Source organism: Endozoicomonas sp. 4G (genome assembly GCF_023822025.1).
Lineage (GTDB): Bacteria > Pseudomonadota > Gammaproteobacteria > Pseudomonadales > Endozoicomonadaceae > Endozoicomonas_A.
The window spans coordinates 1,097,807-1,116,376 of sequence record NZ_CP082909.1 but is presented as its reverse complement, the minus strand read 5'-3'; the positions used below and the strand labels follow the sequence as shown (position 1 = coordinate 1,116,376).

General features: G+C 49.1%; 17 protein-coding genes. 13 read left to right on the top strand and 4 right to left on the bottom strand.

Annotation, left to right across the window (positions count from 1 at the left end; all coding sequences use genetic code 11):
• Window positions 1-140: 140 nt before the first annotated feature.
• Window positions 141-1,850, bottom strand: coding sequence for a phosphoenolpyruvate-protein phosphotransferase PtsI (gene ptsI / locus K7B67_RS04110; protein WP_252179109.1), 1,710 nt, complete (start codon window positions 1,848-1,850; stop codon window positions 141-143).
• 854 nt (window positions 1,851-2,704) lie between these two features.
• On the opposite strand from ptsI, the gene fba (K7B67_RS04105) reads away from it, so the two are divergent.
• Window positions 2,705-3,562, top strand: a complete 858-nt coding sequence (gene fba, locus K7B67_RS04105) for a class II fructose-1,6-bisphosphate aldolase (RefSeq protein ID WP_252179108.1) — start codon at window positions 2,705-2,707, stop codon at window positions 3,560-3,562.
• Window positions 3,563-3,610: 48 nt separating this feature from the next.
• Here the strand turns inward: fba (K7B67_RS04105) and K7B67_RS04100 are convergent, their stop codons facing one another.
• A complete protein-coding gene (locus K7B67_RS04100; RefSeq protein ID WP_252179107.1) occupies window positions 3,611-4,438 on the bottom strand; it encodes a hypothetical protein in 828 nt (275 codons plus the stop codon).
• Between the two features lie 276 nt (window positions 4,439-4,714).
• On the opposite strand from K7B67_RS04100, the gene fba (K7B67_RS04095) reads away from it, so the two are divergent.
• From fba (K7B67_RS04095) to K7B67_RS04070, 6 genes are all read left to right on the top strand, one after another.
• Window positions 4,715-5,779 (top strand): class II fructose-bisphosphate aldolase, encoded by a 1,065-nt coding sequence (gene fba, locus K7B67_RS04095; RefSeq protein ID WP_252179106.1) that lies wholly within the window; start codon window positions 4,715-4,717, stop codon window positions 5,777-5,779.
• Between the two features lie 79 nt (window positions 5,780-5,858).
• Window positions 5,859-6,785, top strand: a complete 927-nt coding sequence (locus tag K7B67_RS04090) for an ROK family protein (RefSeq protein WP_252179105.1) — start codon at window positions 5,859-5,861, stop codon at window positions 6,783-6,785.
• A 171-nt stretch (window positions 6,786-6,956) separates the two neighbouring features.
• Complete coding sequence (locus tag K7B67_RS04085) at window positions 6,957-8,351, top strand: MATE family efflux transporter (protein WP_252179104.1); 1,395 nt, start codon at window positions 6,957-6,959, stop codon at window positions 8,349-8,351.
• 254 nt (window positions 8,352-8,605) lie between these two features.
• Window positions 8,606-9,811 carry a hypothetical protein gene (locus tag K7B67_RS04080; RefSeq protein WP_252179103.1) on the top strand — a complete coding sequence of 402 codons (1,206 nt, stop codon included), beginning with the start codon at window positions 8,606-8,608 and terminating at the stop codon, window positions 9,809-9,811.
• Between the two features lie 99 nt (window positions 9,812-9,910).
• Entirely contained in the window at window positions 9,911-10,954 is a 1,044-nt protein-coding gene (locus tag K7B67_RS04075; RefSeq protein WP_252179102.1) for a hypothetical protein, read from the top strand.
• A 56-nt stretch (window positions 10,955-11,010) separates the two neighbouring features.
• Entirely contained in the window at window positions 11,011-11,268 is a 258-nt protein-coding gene (locus K7B67_RS04070) for a hypothetical protein (RefSeq protein ID WP_252179101.1), read from the top strand.
• A gap of 297 nt (window positions 11,269-11,565) precedes the next feature.
• Here the strand turns inward: K7B67_RS04070 and K7B67_RS04065 are convergent, their stop codons facing one another.
• On the bottom strand, window positions 11,566-11,700 hold the full coding sequence (locus K7B67_RS04065; RefSeq protein ID WP_252179100.1) for a DUF29 family protein: 135 nt from the start codon (window positions 11,698-11,700) through the stop codon (window positions 11,566-11,568).
• Between the two features lie 76 nt (window positions 11,701-11,776).
• Between K7B67_RS04065 and K7B67_RS04060 the strand changes: the two genes are divergently transcribed.
• The 5 genes from K7B67_RS04060 (at window position 11,777) to K7B67_RS04040 (ending at window position 16,851) form a co-directional block, all read left to right on the top strand.
• Window positions 11,777-12,079, top strand: a complete 303-nt coding sequence (locus K7B67_RS04060) for a hypothetical protein (protein ID WP_252179099.1) — start codon at window positions 11,777-11,779, stop codon at window positions 12,077-12,079.
• Window positions 12,079-13,107, top strand: coding sequence for a PDDEXK nuclease domain-containing protein (locus K7B67_RS04055; RefSeq protein WP_252179098.1), 1,029 nt, complete (start codon window positions 12,079-12,081; stop codon window positions 13,105-13,107). The genes K7B67_RS04060 and K7B67_RS04055 overlap by 1 nt, the downstream gene beginning before the upstream one ends.
• 287 nt (window positions 13,108-13,394) lie before the next feature.
• The gene (locus K7B67_RS04050; RefSeq protein ID WP_252179097.1) at window positions 13,395-13,691 is read left to right on the top strand and encodes a hypothetical protein; all 297 of its coding nucleotides are present in this window, start codon (window positions 13,395-13,397) and stop codon (window positions 13,689-13,691) included.
• Window positions 13,692-13,962: 271 nt separating this feature from the next.
• Window positions 13,963-14,967 carry a C2H2-type zinc finger protein gene (locus K7B67_RS04045; RefSeq protein WP_252179096.1) on the top strand — a complete coding sequence of 335 codons (1,005 nt, stop codon included), beginning with the start codon at window positions 13,963-13,965 and terminating at the stop codon, window positions 14,965-14,967.
• Between the two features lie 528 nt (window positions 14,968-15,495).
• Entirely contained in the window at window positions 15,496-16,851 is a 1,356-nt protein-coding gene (locus tag K7B67_RS04040; RefSeq protein ID WP_252179095.1) for a hypothetical protein, read from the top strand.
• A 221-nt stretch (window positions 16,852-17,072) separates the two neighbouring features.
• Here the strand turns inward: K7B67_RS04040 and K7B67_RS04035 are convergent, their stop codons facing one another.
• The gene (locus K7B67_RS04035) at window positions 17,073-17,402 is read right to left on the bottom strand and encodes a PBPRA1643 family SWIM/SEC-C metal-binding motif protein (protein ID WP_252179094.1); all 330 of its coding nucleotides are present in this window, start codon (window positions 17,400-17,402) and stop codon (window positions 17,073-17,075) included.
• 368 nt (window positions 17,403-17,770) lie between these two features.
• Here K7B67_RS04035 and fkpA point away from each other — a divergent pair, with 368 nt between their 5' ends.
• Window positions 17,771-18,541, top strand: coding sequence for an FKBP-type peptidyl-prolyl cis-trans isomerase (gene fkpA, locus K7B67_RS04030; RefSeq protein ID WP_252179093.1), 771 nt, complete (start codon window positions 17,771-17,773; stop codon window positions 18,539-18,541).
• The last annotated feature ends 29 nt before the right edge of the window (window positions 18,542-18,570 follow it).

The window sequence follows — 18,570 nt, the reverse complement described above, 5'->3', positions numbered from 1 at the left end:
TGTCGTTTATTAAAACACGGTTCGTTCGAATATTCTTTAACCCTTCGGCTCTGTTCGAATGTTCGGACCCTATCCCGCAAATGCTGAGCCAGTGACTTTTTGAGCCTTAAAAAAAGGGGGAGCTAATGCCCCCCTCTGTGTTACTCAATAAATGCATCAAGGATTGCTTTAACATCCTCAGTAGTAGGCTGATTCACCACCTGATCAGCCAGTTTCTGCAAGGCTTCGTAACCTTGTTCTCTGAGCACTCTCTTAACCCTGGGAATAGAGGTGGCACTCATACTGAACTCATCCAGACCCAGACCTGCCAATATCAGGGCTGCCCGTTCATCGCCAGCCATTTCTCCACACATGCCGGTCCACTTGCCCGCTTTATGGGAGCAATCAATAACCCGCTTGATGGAGCGCAGCACGGCAGGTGCCAGAGGGTCATAGAGATCAGCAATCATTTCATTGCCACGGTCCACGGCCAGAACGTACTGGGTCAAGTCATTGGTACCGATACTAAAGAAGTCCATCTCTTCAATTAGCAGGTCAGCAACCATCACAGCAGCGGGAGTTTCTACCATGATGCCTACTTCAACACGGTCATCAAAACGGACACCTTCATGAGTGAGTTCAGCCTTGACAGCTGCCACCATGGCTTTCAGGCGACGGGCTTCTTCCACGGAAATAACCATGGGGAACATAATCTTCACCTTGCCAAAAGCACTGGCCCTGAAAATGGCACGCAACTGGGTGTTAAGAATTTCAGGCTTGTCAAAGCACATTCGAATGGCACGCCAGCCGAGAAACGGATTCAGCTCTTTAGGCAGGTCCAGATAGGGCAGCTCCTTGTCACCGCCGATATCCAGAGTACGGATAATCACCGGACGACCGGTCATAGCCTCAGCCACGCCCTTATAAGCCTCGAACTGCTCTTCTTCCGTAGGCATATGAGTGCGATCCATAAACAGAAATTCAGTTCTGTAGAGACCTACGCCTTCAGCACCATGACGATCAGCGCCCTCAACATCCTTGACCGTACCTATGTTGGCACAGACTTCGAAGACCTTACCGTCTCGGGTTTCGCAGGGAAAATCTTTAAGCTTGGCCAGCTCAACGCGTTCTTTATCCAACTGTTCCTGAAGAGTTCGGTATTCATCCAGGGCAGCAGCGTCCGGATTCACCAGCACTTTATTGTTGATGGCATCCAGTACCACCTGGTCACCATTCTGAATTCTGTCAGTAGCCACTTTAGCCCCGACAATGGCAGGCAGTTCAAGAGAGCGCGCCATAATGGCAGAATGGGAAGTACGACCACCGACGTTCGTCACAAAACCCCAGACCCTGTCGAGATCAATCTGGGAAGTATCAGAAGGAGTCAGGTCATCGGCAATAATAATAGAGCCTTTTTCCACGTCCTCCAGAGAAGCGACAGGAATACCCAGCAAATTCTTCAGCATCCTGTGACCGACATCCTTGATATCTGCAACGCGCTCACGCAGATACGGGTCGTCCAGCTCTTCGAGCATACTGACATTGGCCATAATGGCCTCATTCAGTGCTGAGTCTGCGGACTTCAGCGAGCGGATGGCAGAAATAACTTCTTCTTCCAGCTCTTCGTCCGTGGCCACCAGGATGTGACCTTCAAAGACCTCAGCCTCTTCTTCCCCCAGCTTGGCTGCCGTTTTGTCACGGATGGCCTCAAGCTGCTCAACTGTAAGGTCTCTGGCCTGCCTGAAGCGAGCGATATCCGCCTCTACCTCAGAGTTATCCAGAACGCCACCGCTGATCTGTATTTCGGCCTCTTTCAGCACAAAGGCGTTACCAATCGCCACGCCCGAAGAAGCAATGATGCCTGAAAACATGATCCTACCCACTCAAAAAATTATTGACTGAGAAAACAGTTTGCCCGGCCTCTTCTCATAACGAAGGACACCCAGGCTGTTTTCTCAGTTTATGACTGCTCGGCGACCGGAGTATCAGTTCTTCACCGCTGACAACCGGATCAACCCCAAGATAGTGCATCATCGAATTAATCGCCTGCCGTTTAATAAGTTAGCCTTGGCAGAACAAAAAACATAAACAATTTTTTTCAAAAACCTTAAGAAGGTATGAAACAAATTGTTATACAATGTTTTTTTCATTAACAAGCGAATTAATATCAAAGCTTGTCTTCAGGAGGTGATGTTAATTAGTACTTTAATGCTAAAAAAGCGGTGCAACACACATTTTCAGGAAGTACCAAAAACCATCGACACTCTCACGAAAAATTGCTTCACACCTTAATAGGATTGACCTCCAGCCAACATACGCATTACTACCTAAGATCATAAAAAAGTATTAAAAGACACTTTGTACGACGCACGTCAATAAAACACCCAGATTTTTTAAATACTATACCCTTAACCTCTTTTCATTAAACGACAAAATCACTTTAATGAAGAGGATACGATGCTTGCTCTGACAGGTTTCTTGAATAAACTCAAGTGCCAGTCAATTGAAATAACTCTTAAACTCTCTTTCTTTATAACTGGAGAAAGATAAAGTTTTTTTGTTAGACTTCAGGCAAGCTAGACACCCAACCTCTGAATCAGCTTACGACGCGGTAGAACCATTCAGCCTGCACGATCCGGACAAGAAGGTATCACCCAGCACTACTACTGAGCAGTGCTTAAACTGATTTAGAGCCCCCTCCCTACCACTGATCGAGGAAACTTTTATGACACTGGTATCCATGACCGACATGCTGCAAAAAGCTCTGGCAGGCAAATACGCAATTGGTCAGTTCAACATCAACAATCTGGAGTGGACCCAGGCTATCCTGAGTGCTGCCCAGAAAACCCAGTCTCCTGTGATTCTCGGCGTGTCTGAAGGCGCTGCTCGTTACATGGGCGGCTTTAAAGTCATTACTACCATGGTGAACGCTCTGATCGAGAGCATGGACATCACCGTGCCGGTTGCCATCCACCTGGACCACGGCTCCAGCATTGAAAAATGCAAAGAAGCCATCGAAGCCGGCTTCTCTTCCGTCATGATCGACGGCTCCCACGGCCCATTCGAAGAGAATGTTGCCATGACCAAAACCGTAGTTGAGTTTGCCCATGCCCGCGGTGTATCCGTTGAAGCAGAGCTGGGCGTTGTCGGCGGTCAGGAAGACGACGTTGTTGCAGACAGCTGCATCTACGCCGACCCACAGGAATGCAAGGAACTGGTTGAACGCACCGGCGTAGACTGTCTGGCCCCGGCCCTGGGCTCTGTTCACGGCCCTTATAAAGGTCTGCCGAACCTGGGCTTCGAAGAAATGTTACAGGTTAAAGAACTGACAGGTATTCCCCTGGTTCTGCATGGCGGCACAGGCATTCCAACCGCCGACATCCAGAACGCTATCAGCCGGGGCACCGCCAAAATCAACGTCAACACAGAAAACCAGATCGCCTGGGCAGACATGGTTCGTAAGGTGCTGGCCAACGATGCCGAAGTTTACGACCCACGTAAAATCATCGGCCCAGGTAAAGAAGCCATTGTCGAGACCGTTATAGGTAAAATCCGCGAGTTCGGCTCTGAAGGCAAAGCCTGAATGGATCAGTCCGGTAGCCAAGAGGCTACCGGACTGATTTTCAGCCTCTCAATCGGCTGAGGTTTTCGCAATCACACACTTTTTATCTTTCGTTAGTGTGAATGTATATTTGCCAGAATAAGGCATAACATCGTCCCCACAGGCTATATATTTGACAGCGTAAGGATCAAAGAACCCTATTTGTATATTTGAACCAGGCTTTATACCCAAATCGATTAATAGAAAATTGTCTTCAGTGTACACTCTGGAGTCTTTTGGATAGAGGAACCCTCGCAGACTATCAGCGGCAAAGCCGTCCTTAACGCTGGCAACGGCCGGATAGACAGGGATGCCTTTTTTGGTTGGATCACTTGGATCGTCGGTGTCGTTTTTGGTGGTAAACAGAGGCGAATCAGCTTTTAAATGATCCTGACCTTTCGTGCAGGGAAACTCACCACCAATAAAAGCCCATCCATTTTCCTTGCTCAGCGAAAAGCTGTAATTGCAACCACCCTTATAGAAATTTTTGTTCAAAGAAGTATTTAATATAAGGTTTATAGGAGTAGTGAACTCATCCACCCTTACCGTAAAATCATTGCTTTTAGGATTTCGACCAAAATAAACACCTTTTTCCTCCTTGTCATACAAAAGCGAGTCGCCATCAAATACCTTTATATTGTACTTATTCGGGTTGTCGAATATAAAAGAATCAGCAAACAAAGAAGACGAACAAAATAGCATTAGAGAAGTTAAAAAGGAGACAATTAATTTCATGGTTTTACCCTCGCTACTACTTATCTCATGGAAAATCACACGGAGTTGACCCTCAACCAAACCACTGAGGGCTTGACCAATGACTACAGTAGGGAACCAAATGGAGAATGATGTAACTGACACACCGAAGGCTCATTTAATGGATAGGGCTAAGTACCTCTACGCTGTCGACTATCTATCAAATACACAATATAGCCCCCTTTCCACAGATCTGTAAAAAAATCAAAGAAATCGATTTCACAACCAGACAGACACTCCCCCCACCAGAACCTCCCCCCCCACCAGCCCCCCCAACGAACCCTAAAGAAAAGCACAGCCCACAGATGCTTTGCACCACTCCCAAGAAACAGGGATAATAGCCGCCGAATCCACCACCCCTTTGATTAGCAGGAGCAGGCAATGGCCCTGATCAGCTTGCGTGAAATGCTCGACCACGCCGCAGAAAACAACTACGGCGTACCCGCGTTTAATGTCAACAACCTGGAACAGATGCGCGCTATTATGGAAGCTGCCGACGAGACAGACTCCCCTGTCATCGTTCAGGCTTCTGCCGGTGCCCGTAAGTATGCCGGCGCCCCCTTCCTGAGACACCTGATTCAGGCAGCCACCGAAGAATTCCCTCACATTCCGGTCGTCATGCATCAGGATCATGGCACCAGCCCCGCTGTCTGCCAGCGCTCCATCCAGCTCGGTTTCACCTCCGTGATGATGGATGGCTCCCTGAAAGATGATGGCAAAACCCCCTCTTCCTACGAATACAATGTTGACGTAACCCGTCGTACAGTAGAAATGGCACACGCCTGTGGTGTTTCTGTAGAGGGTGAGCTGGGCTGTCTGGGCTCTCTGGAAACCGGACAGGCCGGTGAAGAAGACGGCGTCGGTGCCGAAGGCACCCTGTCCCACGACCAGTTGCTGACAGATCCGGATGAAGCAGCAGAATTTGTAAAAGCCACCCACGTTGATGCCCTGGCCATTGCCTGCGGTACCAGCCACGGTGCTTATAAGTTCACTCGTCCACCGACAGGGGATATTCTGGCGATTGACCGCATTCGTGAAATCCACCAGCGCATCCCGAACACCCACCTGGTGATGCACGGCTCCTCTTCTGTTCCACAGGAGTGGCTGAAAGTCATCAACGAAAACGGCGGCCAAATCCCTGAAACTTACGGTGTACCGGTGGAACAGATTCAGGAAGGCATTCGTCACGGCGTTCGCAAAGTCAATATTGATACCGACCTTCGTCTGGCTTCCACAGGTGCCATTCGCCGCTTCCTGACTGAAAACCCTTCCGAATTTGACCCACGTAAATATTTCGCCGCGGCCACCAAAGCCATGAAAGATATCTGCATCCAACGTTACCAGGCGTTCGGCTCGGCAGGACAGGGGTCAAAAATCAGCAGCACCAGCCTGGAAGGCATGTTCGTCCGTTACGGTAAAGGCGAGCTGGATCCGAAAATCCAGTAAAACAATCGTTACTTGACCAAGCCAACCTCATCGGTTGGCTTTTTATATGCAGCCATTAAAACAGATTCAGGAGTGACCCATGCTGTACGGGGTGGATATTGGTGGCACCAAGATGGAACTGGCCGTTTTTGATCATGAGCACAACAAACTCGCCAGCAAACGTATACCCACACCGACTGACTCCTATGATGCATTTAAACATGCCATCCAGGAGCTGGTTTTCGAAACCGATCGTGAATTAAACACACGGGGCAGTGTCGGTATTGGTATTCCGGGATTTATTAATCCGGATACCGGCAAGGCACAGTGCGCCAATGTGCCCTGTGTAAACGACCAGAACCTGCAAGTTGATCTTGAATTGATTCTGGATCGTCCCATCAAAATAGAAAACGATGCCAACTGCTTTGCCCTGTCAGAAGCGATTGGCGGTGCTGGCGATAAAATCCCTACAGTATTTGGCGTGATTCTCGGCACCGGTTGCGGCGGCGGACTCTACATCAACGGCAAGCTTCATGATGGCAGAAATAATCTGGCTGGCGAATGGGGGCATACACCATTGCCCTATCATGTTTTCAAGCTGGCTGGCGAAGACTTTCCCATCGTTAAGTGCGGTTGTGGCATGCATGGCTGCCTGGACAACTACCTGTCAGGCAGAGGTCTGGAGCTGATCTATAAGCATGTTGCTGACCAGACCCTGTCAGGCAAGGAAGGACCCCTGTCAGGCAAAGAAATAGTTCAACTATTCCGCCGTCACGATACCCAGGCAGAGCGGGCTGTTGAGATTTATTGTGAACTGCTGGCTTCTGGATTAGGCGCCATGATCAATATTCTGGATCCGGGTGTCATTGTTCTGGGCGGCGGACTGTCGAACTTTGACGAACTCTATGAACTGGTCCCCCCGCTGTTGTCAAAATACACCCTGAACATCGGACAGCTGCCCGAGATTCGCAAGGCAGAATTCGGCGATGCCGGGGGTGTACGTGGCGCCGCCATGCTTAATGCCTGAGTTCTAAACAGGAACCATTCTTTTTTTACCTTCTCTTTTTACCTTCTCTACCTATAGACAGAAAGCAGACACTTTCTGTGTATAGGTACATTTCCTGAGTAAAAAACTCAATCCTGACCATCAACTTAACTTTATCATGGTGACTCTGAAGATCATGATAAGGCCAATTGAATGAGCCAACACCAGCGATTGGGTCAGGAACCCATCGACAAGTTATTGCTCAGCATGATGATGTCAGCCAGCGCCGGTATGCTGACCATCATGCTGTACAACACCGTTGATACTATTTTTATCGGGCACTTTGTAGGAAGCCAGGGCATTGCCGCGGTCACCCTCGCCTACCCCATCAGCCTGCTTTTGCCCACCCTCGGGATGGCCATTGGTGCCGGGGCCGGATCACTGATGTCCCGTAAACTCGGTCAGGGAGATGTGCATAATGCACGACACACTTACGGTAATGGCTTCTCCCTGGCTCTGGTCCTTTGCCTGCTCGCCAGCACGCTGGCTTATCTCTTCACCGATCCGATTCTCACCCTCTTCGGTGCCAATGAAGAAACCCATGAACTGGCCAAAAGCTATTACCATATCGCCCTGATAGGCATCCCCTTTCTGGGCAGCTGGATGAGCATGAATCAAATGCTCAGGGCTGAAGGTCTGGCCCGACTTTCCATGAACAGCATGTGGCTGTCGTCTTTTCTTAACATCATTCTGGATGCCATATTCATTGCCCTGCTGGACATGGGTCTGGAAGGCGCTGCCCTGGCAACGGTCATCTCCCAGATATCTGGCTGGGTTTTCAGCATTTCCATCTACCTGCGCAAAAAAAGCAGTATGCGGCTGCAGACAAAGTTCTTCTCCTGGCAAAAGTCGCTGATTAAAGAGATCGTGGCCCTGAGCGGCATAGCCTTTGGTCGCCAGGTCGGGGATGCCATTTTGCTGATTGCCCTGAACAAGTTCCTGTTGATGTACGGCGGCCCTCTGCTGATTGCTGCCTACGGCATTATTAACCGCCTGCAAACCCTGATGATGGTTCCTATCATTGGCCTGAACCAGAGTTTTATCCCCATTGCCGGTTACAACTTCGGGGCAAGACGTTATGACCGGGTGATCTCAGCCTTTATCAAGTCTATCCTCTACGGGCTGGTATTCAGCTATATTTTGGTGGCCATTGTCTGGCTGGCGCCAGAATTTTTTATCGGCTGGTTCACCACCGAAGCAGACCTGATAAACGCCACCCTGTCAGGCCTTAAGCTGATTATCCTATGTATGCCCCTGGTGATATTTCAAACGGTAGGTGCCGCTTATTTTCAAGCGATGGGAAAACCTCTGGCCGGCCTGGTGATGACCAGCAGCCGACAACTGCTACTGATGACCCCTCTGCTTTTCCTGCTAACTCCCGGTCTTGGCCTGAAAGGTATCTGGTTATCCTTCCCGGTAGCCAATACGATTGGCGCTGTTCTCGTTATTTTGCTGTTCAGATATATTCTGGCTGGATTGAAAAATAAACACAGGGCGCTTGAGCAGGAAGAACAACTTCGGGGTCAGGCAGATAAAACCGTGAATTGATTCCTCCCAACCGAGACTGCACTTCCGAGTATCCCAAGCACGCACCGGAAGGCCAGAACACCAGGAACAAGTGGTAACGGGTACTCAAAATTTCGAAATTGTGCAACGCACCGTTGCACAATCTAGCGCAGTATTTGGAAAGCCTCTACCCCATTGTCTACCTTGATGGCACGGCAAAGAAAACACCGACCTCTCTCCAGATTTTGACTAACCTGACTTTCCAATAAACACTTCAATGACTGGGAAGCCGGGCCTTGCTATCCAAAAAACCGTTGATTTTGACCTTGGTCATTGCTTTTTCTGTGCATTGCTCCAATGTCCACGCTCAGGGAGCCTACGTTTCGGGCGTTGAAACTATTCTTCTCCCTCTTTTCCCGGTCCGAGATGGACTACCAGAACTTGACTCTTCGGCTAAAGCTATCGCCACTGAGATAAACGACAGCGATATGCCACGAATTTATTTCGGTGATGACATCGTCTTAAAGCCTGACAATCGCTATTGCTTTTCTACTTATTGCTTTTCTACTTATTGTTTTTCTCCTGCTCCTGGCGTCGAAGTTACGGTTTGCAGTCAGGCAGCCTCTGATGAGGATTCTGACAGTGAAGACAGCGGTTCCTCTGATGAAACCAGCGACAACGGTTCAAACGAAGATAAAGACGAAGTTAATGCTGAATCTGATGTTCATTACACAACCACGACACTTAATCCTTTTCGGGTATCTGATGAAATCAGTGAGTATTGTGCAGCTCCGGCACTGAAAAACATTAAGCAGGAGCCCGTTTCAGACAGTGAAACACCCACTGAGTCAGAGGTAGACGCGACAGAAGCAGACTCTTCTGACAATCAGAAAATCATCTTATTTGCTTGCAGTACCGACCAGAGACCCAAGATGCACCAGTGTGACCATCAGGACTGCAACTACCGCTCTAACCACAGGGGTCATCTGGAAGCGCACAAACAGACCCACCTGCCTGCTAACCAGAGATCCAAGGTGCATCAGTGTGACTATGAGGGCTGCAACTACGGCACTCAACATGCGAGCCATCTGAAAATGCACAAACAGACCCACCTGCCGACCGACCAGAGACCCAAGATGCACCAGTGTGACCATCAGGGCTGCAACTACAGCACTCGTCAGTTGGGTCATCTGAAAACACACAAACAGACCCATCTGCCCGCCGACCAGAGACCCAAGATGCACCAGTGTGACCATCAGGGCTGCAACTACAGCACTCGTCAGTCAGGTCATCTGAAAATACACAAACAGACCCACCTGCCCGTCGACCAAAGACCCAAGGTGCACCAGTGTGACCACGAGGGCTGCAACTACATCACTGACCGTAAAGGCAATCTGAAAGCTCACAAACAAACTCACTTGCCTGCTGATCAGAGACTCAAAAGGAAAGCGTTTGACCAGCTGCCATCTAAGAAGAAAAGAAAGAAGGATGATAAAAAGTGACTCGCCTCCCAGCTCACCTCAAAGAAAACACCGACCTCTCTCCAGATTTTAACTAACCTGACTTTCCAATAAACAGTTCAATAACTGGGAAGCCGGGCCTTGCTATCCAAAAAACCGTTGATTTTGACCTTGGTCATTGCTTTTTCTGTGCATTGCTCCAATGGCCACGCTCAGGGAGCCTACGTTTCAGGCGTTGAAACTATTCTTCTCCCTCTTTTCCCGGTCCGGGATGGGCTACCAGAACTTGACTCTTCGGCTAAAGCTATTGCCACTGAGATAAACGACAGCGATATACCACGAATTTGTTTCGGTGATGACATCGTCTTAAAGCCTGACACTCGCTATTGCTTTTCTACTTATTGCTTTTCTACTTATTGCTTTTCTACTGCTCCTGACGTCGAAGTTACGGCTTGCAGTCAGGCAGCCTCTGATGAGGATTCTGACAATGAAGACAGCGGCTGCTCTGATAAAACCAGCAACAACGGTTCAAACGAAGACGAAGTTAATGCTGAATCTGATGTTCAGTATGCAACCACGACACTTAATCCCTTTAGAGCATCAAATGAAATCAGTCAGTATGGTGCGACTCTGGAACTGAAAAAGATTAAGGAGGAACCTGTTTCAGGCAGTGAAATACTTACCGATTCAGAGGTAAACCTGACAAAAGTGGACGCTGCTCAGCACCAGTGTGACCATGAGGGCTGCAACTACAGCAGCGACCAGAGAAGTTATTTGAAAAGGCATAAAGAGACCCACCTGCCTGCCAACCAAAGAACCAAGTTTCAGTGTCACCATGAGGACTGCAACTTCAGCACTTACCACACGAGCAGTCTGAAAATGGACAAACAGTCCCACCTGCCTGCCGACCAGAGACTCAAGATGCACCAGTGCGGCCATGAGGGCTGCAACTACAGCACCCCTCAGGCGAGCGATCTGAAAAAGCACAAACAGACCCACCTGCCCGCCGACCAGAGACTCAAGATGCACCAGTGTGACCATGAGGACTGCAACTACATCACCGACCTGACGAGTAATCTGAACAGACACAAACAGACCCACCTGCCTGCCGACCAGAGACCTAAAAGGAAAGCGTATGACCAGCTGCCATCTAAGAAGAAAAGAAAGAAGGGCGATAAAAAATGATCTGACTCCCAACCTACCTCAAATGTTCATGACCTTATTTCCGGTCACCCCGCACAATGAAAATGATGCATTCGGGCATTTTCACGGCAAAGAAACCTACGACCTTAGAAAACCGCTATCGACCACTTTACAGGAAAGATTGTCGATACCTTGTCTCGTCTGACACTCCCGGTCTTGGCCTGAAAGGTATCTGGCTATCCTTCCCGGTAGCCAATACTATTGGCGCTGTTTTCGTTATTTTGCTGTTCAGATATATTCTGGCTGGATTGAAAAAGAAACACAGGGCGCTTGAGCAGGAAGAACAGGTTGCGTAACCTTGACAAGCGGTTGCAGAAGATGGAGCAGCGCCAGAAGGGTTAGCTTTCTGGCAGGCTGTTACAAGGTCGCCAGTTTTTAGTGACCGTTTTATCTCCGTTTCAAAATAGGCCAAGAATTATCCATTACCTGCTCAAAACTCCAAGGACACTGTTCAGGAAAACTATTTTTATTGAGTTTTTGGTTGTCGTGTCGTGCATACCTATTCATTTCATCAATGGCTTTTTGTTTTGCCCTGGGATAAATCCGGGCTAAAGCATCATCGGTTCTATAGTTTAAGCATGGATTTTGTTCTATTAATGATCTTTAATCCCCACTTCTAATTCCTCAATCAAGTTTTCAACATCTAACTGATCTAATTGACCTTGAATGAGATGTTCTCGTTGCTGACTCAACCACTGGTGGTAATCAGTCTCGTATAAGCTGTTCATCGTTTTACCTCAACTTGATACCCTGTTAATACTCCATTGCCCTACCACTGTAGGCAAATAACAGAAAGGACGCAAAATGAATTACCAAAGCACAGATGCCTTTGCCCGGGTCGGCCTGGTCAACTCAGCCATCGAAAGCAAAGAGAACCGTCAGTATCGTAAAGAAATGATGGGGATGCACCGGGTTGAGCATGATCGCAAGATTCGTAAGGAAGATATGCTGGATAAAGTCAATGTGCTCCGGTCATTGCAGCATTTGAGCCAGAGCGACGATCCGGCAGAACGGCAACTGGCACAGGATATTTTTACCAAAGCCAGCAATGACAAGGTCAACGAGTTTAACCGCCGGGTAAAAGTGGAAACACAGGAGGCCACCTGATGAGCAAAAGCCAGCACGACAAGCTGCTTAACAATATCCGTGAGCTGCTGACCCAAGGTCGCCAGCAGGTGGTAGCGGCGGTCAATGCCGCCATGGTACAGACCTACTGGGAAATTGGTCGCCTGATTGTTGAGGATGAGCAGCAGGGCGAGAGTCGTGCGGCTTATGGGAAAGAGGTCTTAAAAAGGCTCTCCGACAGCCTCAGCCAGGAGTTTGGCAAGGGGTTTGATCTCACCAATCTGCGCAAAATGCGGGCTTTTTACCTTTGTTTTCCAAAACGAGACGCACTGCGTCTCGAATTGTCATGGACCCACTACAGAACACTGACACGCATCGAAAATGAACAGGCTCGCCAGTGGTATATGAAGGAAGCTGCTGAGCAATGCTGGAGCGCCCGTGCCCTTGAGCGTCAGATGGGGACACTGTACTACGAGCGCCTGCTGGCGACCCAGCACGGAAAGCAGGGTTTGCAGCCTGTACTGGCAGAAGCCGAACAAAAGACCTCGGTTCTGCAAGACACACCGCAGGACTACCTGCGTGACCCCTATATTCTGGATTTTCTCAATCTGCCTGCCGGTTCAGTTCAGGAAAATGAGCTTGAGCAAGAGCTGATCAACAATCTGCAAAAATTCCTGCTGGAACTGGGCAAGGGGTTTGCGTTTGTCGAGAGGCAGCAACGCATCAGCACGGACGATGGCGATTATTTTATCGATCTGGTGTTTTACAACTTCCATCTCAAGTGCTTCCTGCTGATCGACCTGAAAATGCACAGGCTCACCCATCAGGACGTGGGGCAGATGGACATGTATGTGCGCATGTATGAAGAGAAAAAGCGCCGTGGGGATGATAACCCCACCATTGGCCTGATTCTCTGCTCCGAAGGCAATCACACTGTCGCCAAATATTCCGTGCTGAACGACAGTCAGCAACTGTTTGCTTCCAAGTACAAGCTGGAGTTGCCCAGTGAAGAGGAGCTGCGCCTGCAACTGGAGCAGCAGCGACAGCTGTTGAGCCAAAAGTCTGAATAACGAGCCATTGGTCACTCTCTGACCACCCCCTGTTTAGTAGGAAAAATCAAAAGAGGCGACAACTATCCTGACACAGGGGGTTAAAAAGAACCTTGAAATATATGGCAAAATTTGCCGCCAGCTGGCCTGATTTCGAAATTGTGCAACGCACCGTTGCACAATTGCCCTGGCAAAGCCTCTAGCCCATTGTCTACCTTGATGGCACGGCAAAGAAAACACCGACCTCTCTCCAGATTTTGACTAACCTGACTTTCCAATAAACAGTTCAATAACTGGGAAGCCGGGCCTTGCTATCCAAAAAACCGTTGATTTTGACCTTGGTCATTGCTTTTTCTGTGCATTGCTCCAATGGCCACGCTCAGGGAGCCTACGTTTCAGGCGTTGAAACTATTCTTCTCCCTCTTTTCCCGGTCCGGGATGGGCTACCAGAACTTGACTCTTCGGCTAAAGCTATTGCCACTGAGATAAACGACAGCGATATACCACGAATTTGTTTCGGTGATGACATCGTCTTAAAGCCTGACACTCGCTATTGCTTTTCTACTTATTGCTTTTTCTACTTATTGCTTTTCTACTGCTCCTGACGTCGAAGTTACGGCTTGCAGTCAGGCAGCCTCTGATGAGGATTCTGACAATGAAGACAGCGGCTGCTCTGATAAAACCAGCAACAACGGTTCAAACGAAGACGAAGTTAATGCTGAATCTGATGTTCAGTATGCAACCACGACACTTAATCCCTTTAGAGCATCAAATGAAATCAGTCAGTATGGTGCGACTCTGGAACTGAAAAAGATTAAGGAGGAACCTGTTTCAGGCAGTGAAATACTTACCGATTCAGAGGTAAACCTGACAAAAGTGGACGCTGCTCAGCACCAGTGTGACCATGAGGGCTGCAACTACAGCAGCGACCAGAGAAGTTATTTGAAAAGGCATAAAGAGACCCACCTGCCTGCCAACCAAAGAACCAAGTTTCAGTGTCACCATGAGGACTGCAACTTCAGCACTTACCACACGAGCAGTCTGAAAATGGACAAACAGTCCCACCTGCCTGCCGACCAGAGACTCAAGATGCACCAGTGCGGCCATGAGGGCTGCAACTACAGCACCCCTCAGGCGAGCGATCTGAAAAAGCACAAACAGACCCACCTGCCCGCCGACCAGAGACTCAAGATGCACCGGTGTGACCATGAGGGCTGCAACTACCGCACTAACTATAGGAGTCATCTGAAAGCGCACAAACAGACCCACCTGCCTGCTGACCAGAGAACCAAGGTGCATCAGTGTGACTATGAGGGCTGCAACTACAGCACTCGACAAAGGGGCCATCTGAAAATACACAAACAGACCCATCTGCCCGCCGACCAGAGACCCAATATGAACCAGTGTGACCATGAGGGCTGCAACTACAGCACTCTTCAGTCAGGTCATCTGAAAATACACAAACACACCCATCTGCCCGCCGACCAGAGACCCAATATGAACCAGTGTGACCATGAGGGCTGCAACTACATCACCGACCAGAAAAGTAATTTGAAAAGGCACAAAAAGACCCACCTGCCTGCCAACCGGAGACCCAGGAAACCCAGGAAACCCAAGGTGCACCGGTGTGATCATGAGGGCTGCGACTACGACACCAAGCAGTCGATCGATCTGAAAAGGCACAAACGAACCCACCTGCTTGCCAACCAGAGAATCAAGGAGCACCGTTGTGACCATGCGGGCTGCAACTACATCACCGACCTGACGAGTAATCTGAACAGACACAAACAGACCCACCTGCCTGCCGACCAGAGACCTAAAAGGAAAGCGTATGACCAGCTGCCATCTAAGAAGAAAAGAAAGAAGGGCGATAAAAAATGATCTGACTCCCAACCTACCTCAAAGAAACCTACGACCTTAGAAAACCGCTATCGACCACTTTACAGGAAAGATTGTCGATACCTTGTCTCGTCTGACACTCCCGGTCTTGGCCTGAAAGGTATCTGGCTATCCTTCCCGGTGGCCAATACTATTGGCGCTGTTCTCGTTATTTTGCTGTTCAGATATATTCTGGCTGGATTGCAAAAGAAACACAGGGCGCTTGAGCAGGAAGAACAACTTCAGGGTCGGGCAGATAAAACCGTTAATTGATTTTTCCCAACCGAGACTGCACTGCCGAGTATCCCAAGCACGCACCGGAAGGCCAGAACACCAAGAACAAGTCGTAACGGGTACTCAAAATTTCGAAATTGTGCAACGCACCGTTGCACAATTGCTCTAGCGCAGTATTTGGAAAGCCTCTACCCCATTGTCTACCTTGATGGCACGGCAAAGAAAACACCGACCTCTCTCCAGATTTTGACTAACCTGACTTTCCAATAAACACTTCAATGACTGGGAAGCCGGGCCTTGCTATCCAAAAAACCATTGATTTTGACCTTGGTCATTGCCTTTTCTGTGCATTGCTCCAATTGTCATGCTCAAGAAAACAGGTTGCCTTTGCTGGTCCCTCTGGCTGTCGGCAAGGTGCTTTTCCCGATTTGGGATGGGCTACCAAATGAAGAAAAGAGTGAAGCCATTGAATGGTGGGAGTTGAAGGTTCACAGTCGGGCAGCCTCTGATAATGCTTCTGACAGTGAAGGCAGCAGCACCTTTGATAAAAGCAATGACAACCGTTCAAACGAAGATGAAGATGAAGATGAAGATGAAGATGAAGACGAGGCTAATGCCGAATCAGATGTTCGGTATGAAACTACAACACTTAATCCTTTTCGGGTAGCCAATGAAATCAGTGAGTATTGTGCGGCTCCGGCACTGAAAGAGATTAAGCAGGAGCCCGTTTCAGACAGTGAAATAGCCACTAACGGCACCTCTGATGAAAGCATCGACAACCGTTCAAACGAAGATGAATCTGATGCTCGTTATGTAACCACAACACTTAATCCCTTTCGAGTAGCCAATGAAATCAGTCAGTATGGTGCGACTCTGGCACTGAAAAAGATTAAGGAGGAGCCTGTTTCAGACAGTGAAATACTCACTTACAGCTCAGACGACCAGAGAATCAAGAGAGCCAAGAAACCCAAGATCCACCGGTGTGAGCATGAGGGCTGCGACTACAGCACCAACCAGACGAGTAATCTGAACAGACACAAACAGATCCACCTGCCTGCCGACCAGAGACTCAAGGTGCACCAGTGTGACCATGAGGGCTGTGACTACAGGACCGGGCGGGCGGAACATCTGAAAGAGCACAAGAAGACCCACCTGCCTGCGGACCAAAGACCTAAAAGAGCCAAGGTGCACCAGTGTGACCATGAGGGCTGCGACTTCAGGAGCAAGCGGTCGGAGAGTCTGAAAAGGCACAAACAGACCCACCTGCCTGCCGACCAGAGACCTAAGGTGCACCAGTGTGACTATGAGGGCTGCAACTACAGGGTCGAACAAGCGTACAAACTGAAAAGGCACAAACAGACCCACTTGCCTGCCGACCAGAGAGTCAGAGTGCACCAGTGTGACTATGAGGGCTGCGATTACGACACCGACCAGGCGAGCGATCTGAAAAGGCACAAACAGACCCACTTACCTGCCGACCAGAGAGTCAAGGTGTACCGGTGTGATCATGAGGGTTGCGATTATGACACCAACCAGGCGGGCGATCTGAAAAGGCACAAACAGACACACCTGCCTGACGACCAGAGACTTAAAAGAAAAGCCTATGAGCGGCCGCCATCTAACGCTAAAAGAAAGAAAGGTGATAAAGAATGATACGTCTTCAAACCGAGCTCAAATGTTCATGACCTTATTTTCGGTCACCCCGCACAATGAAAATGATGCTCTGCCAAAATAGATCTGAGGCAGAGCCTGACAGTGGTATATGAAGGAAGCCGCCGAGCACTGCTGGAGTGCCCGCGCCCTTGAGCGCCAGATGGGGACACTGTACTACGAGCGCCTGCTGGTTTTATTGATCAGCTATCGCTTTTTACCAGTTAGCCGCAGCACTTCTTATACTTTTTGCCACTGCCACAAACACAGGGGTCGTTACGGCCCGGTGTTTTTTCTACCACTTTGGTGGTTGGCAGGTTCTTCAGCAGTTCCAGGTCAGAGATATCTTCCTGCTGTTCTTCGTCGACCTCAATAGTGTAAAACCAGCCATTTTCTTCAAAGATGGCCGACAGCTCCTGCTCTCGCTCTTCATTCTGAACAACGACGCTGGCAGGGTTTTTCTCAGTACCCAGCCGGGCTGTTTTCTTGCGCTCGAACCCTCGGTTGTGTTTGTCCGCAACGTTCATCAGACGATTGCCTTCGGCATAAAGCATAGGTAGCCCACCACTCTTGATCGTAAATTGGGCATCCGCACCTGATGAACTCAGAGCAGGGATAGCCAGTAAAACCGACGTAATCTACTGGATTTGAAAGAATTTAGCCAGAAGCCTGATAAATTTATGATCCCCTGGGCGCACAAAGAAGCACAAATGTACCAAAAAAACCGGAATTTTCGTCAATATCCAGTTTAAAAAGGTCAAGGAAGTGTCAGAACCCATAAAAAACACTCTGAAAAGTTCAATTAACACAATCTCTGTGCCATTATTCATTGTTTGTTAATCGAGACAGGGGGTCTACCCCTTCTTTTCCGGGTCTAAGCCCTTGACTGGCAGGACTTTGACCAACTCATTGGAGAAAAATAGTGAAAAAGGTTCTCAAAGTGACCACGTTGGCCGCAGTAGTTGCTCTTGCCGCAGGTTGCACCGAAAAAACCCAACCCGTTACTGAAGAAGTCAAGCTGGAAACCCCAGAGCAGAAAGCCGCCTACGCCATGGGCGCGTCTCTGGGTAACTACGCTGATCAAACTCTTAAGCAGCAGGAAGAAATGGGTATCACCATTGACCGCGAACTGCTCAAGAAAGGATTTATGGACGCCCTGGGTGGCCAGAGCAAACTGAACGATGATGAGATTCGCAGTGCCCTGCAGGGTCATGAAGAGCGTATCCGCCCCATCATCGAGAAGAAAGTTCAGGAGCGTCTGGATGAAGACCGCAAGAAGGGTGAGGAATTCCTGAAAGAAAACGCCAAGAAAGAGGGCGTGAAAACCACCGAATCCGGTCTGCAGTACGAAGTGATTGAAGCCGGTGAAGAAGGCGCTGCCAAACCCGGCCCTGAAGATGAGGTTACTGTCCACTACACAGGCACCCTGATCGATGGCACCGTGTTCGACAGCAGCGTTGAGCGTGGCCAACCCGCTACCTTCCCTCTGAACGGCGTCATCAAAGGCTGGCAGGAAGGCCTGCAATTAATGCCAGTAGGCTCCAAGTACAAACTGTATATCCCTTCCGAACTGGCTTATGGTGATCAGGCTGCGGGCACCATCCCACCGGCTTCTACTCTGGTCTTCGACGTTGAACTGCTGGATATCGCAGACGACAAAAAGAAAGAAAAAGCCGGCAACGACAAGAAGTAATTTCTGATTGTTGTTTGCATTCAGTCAAA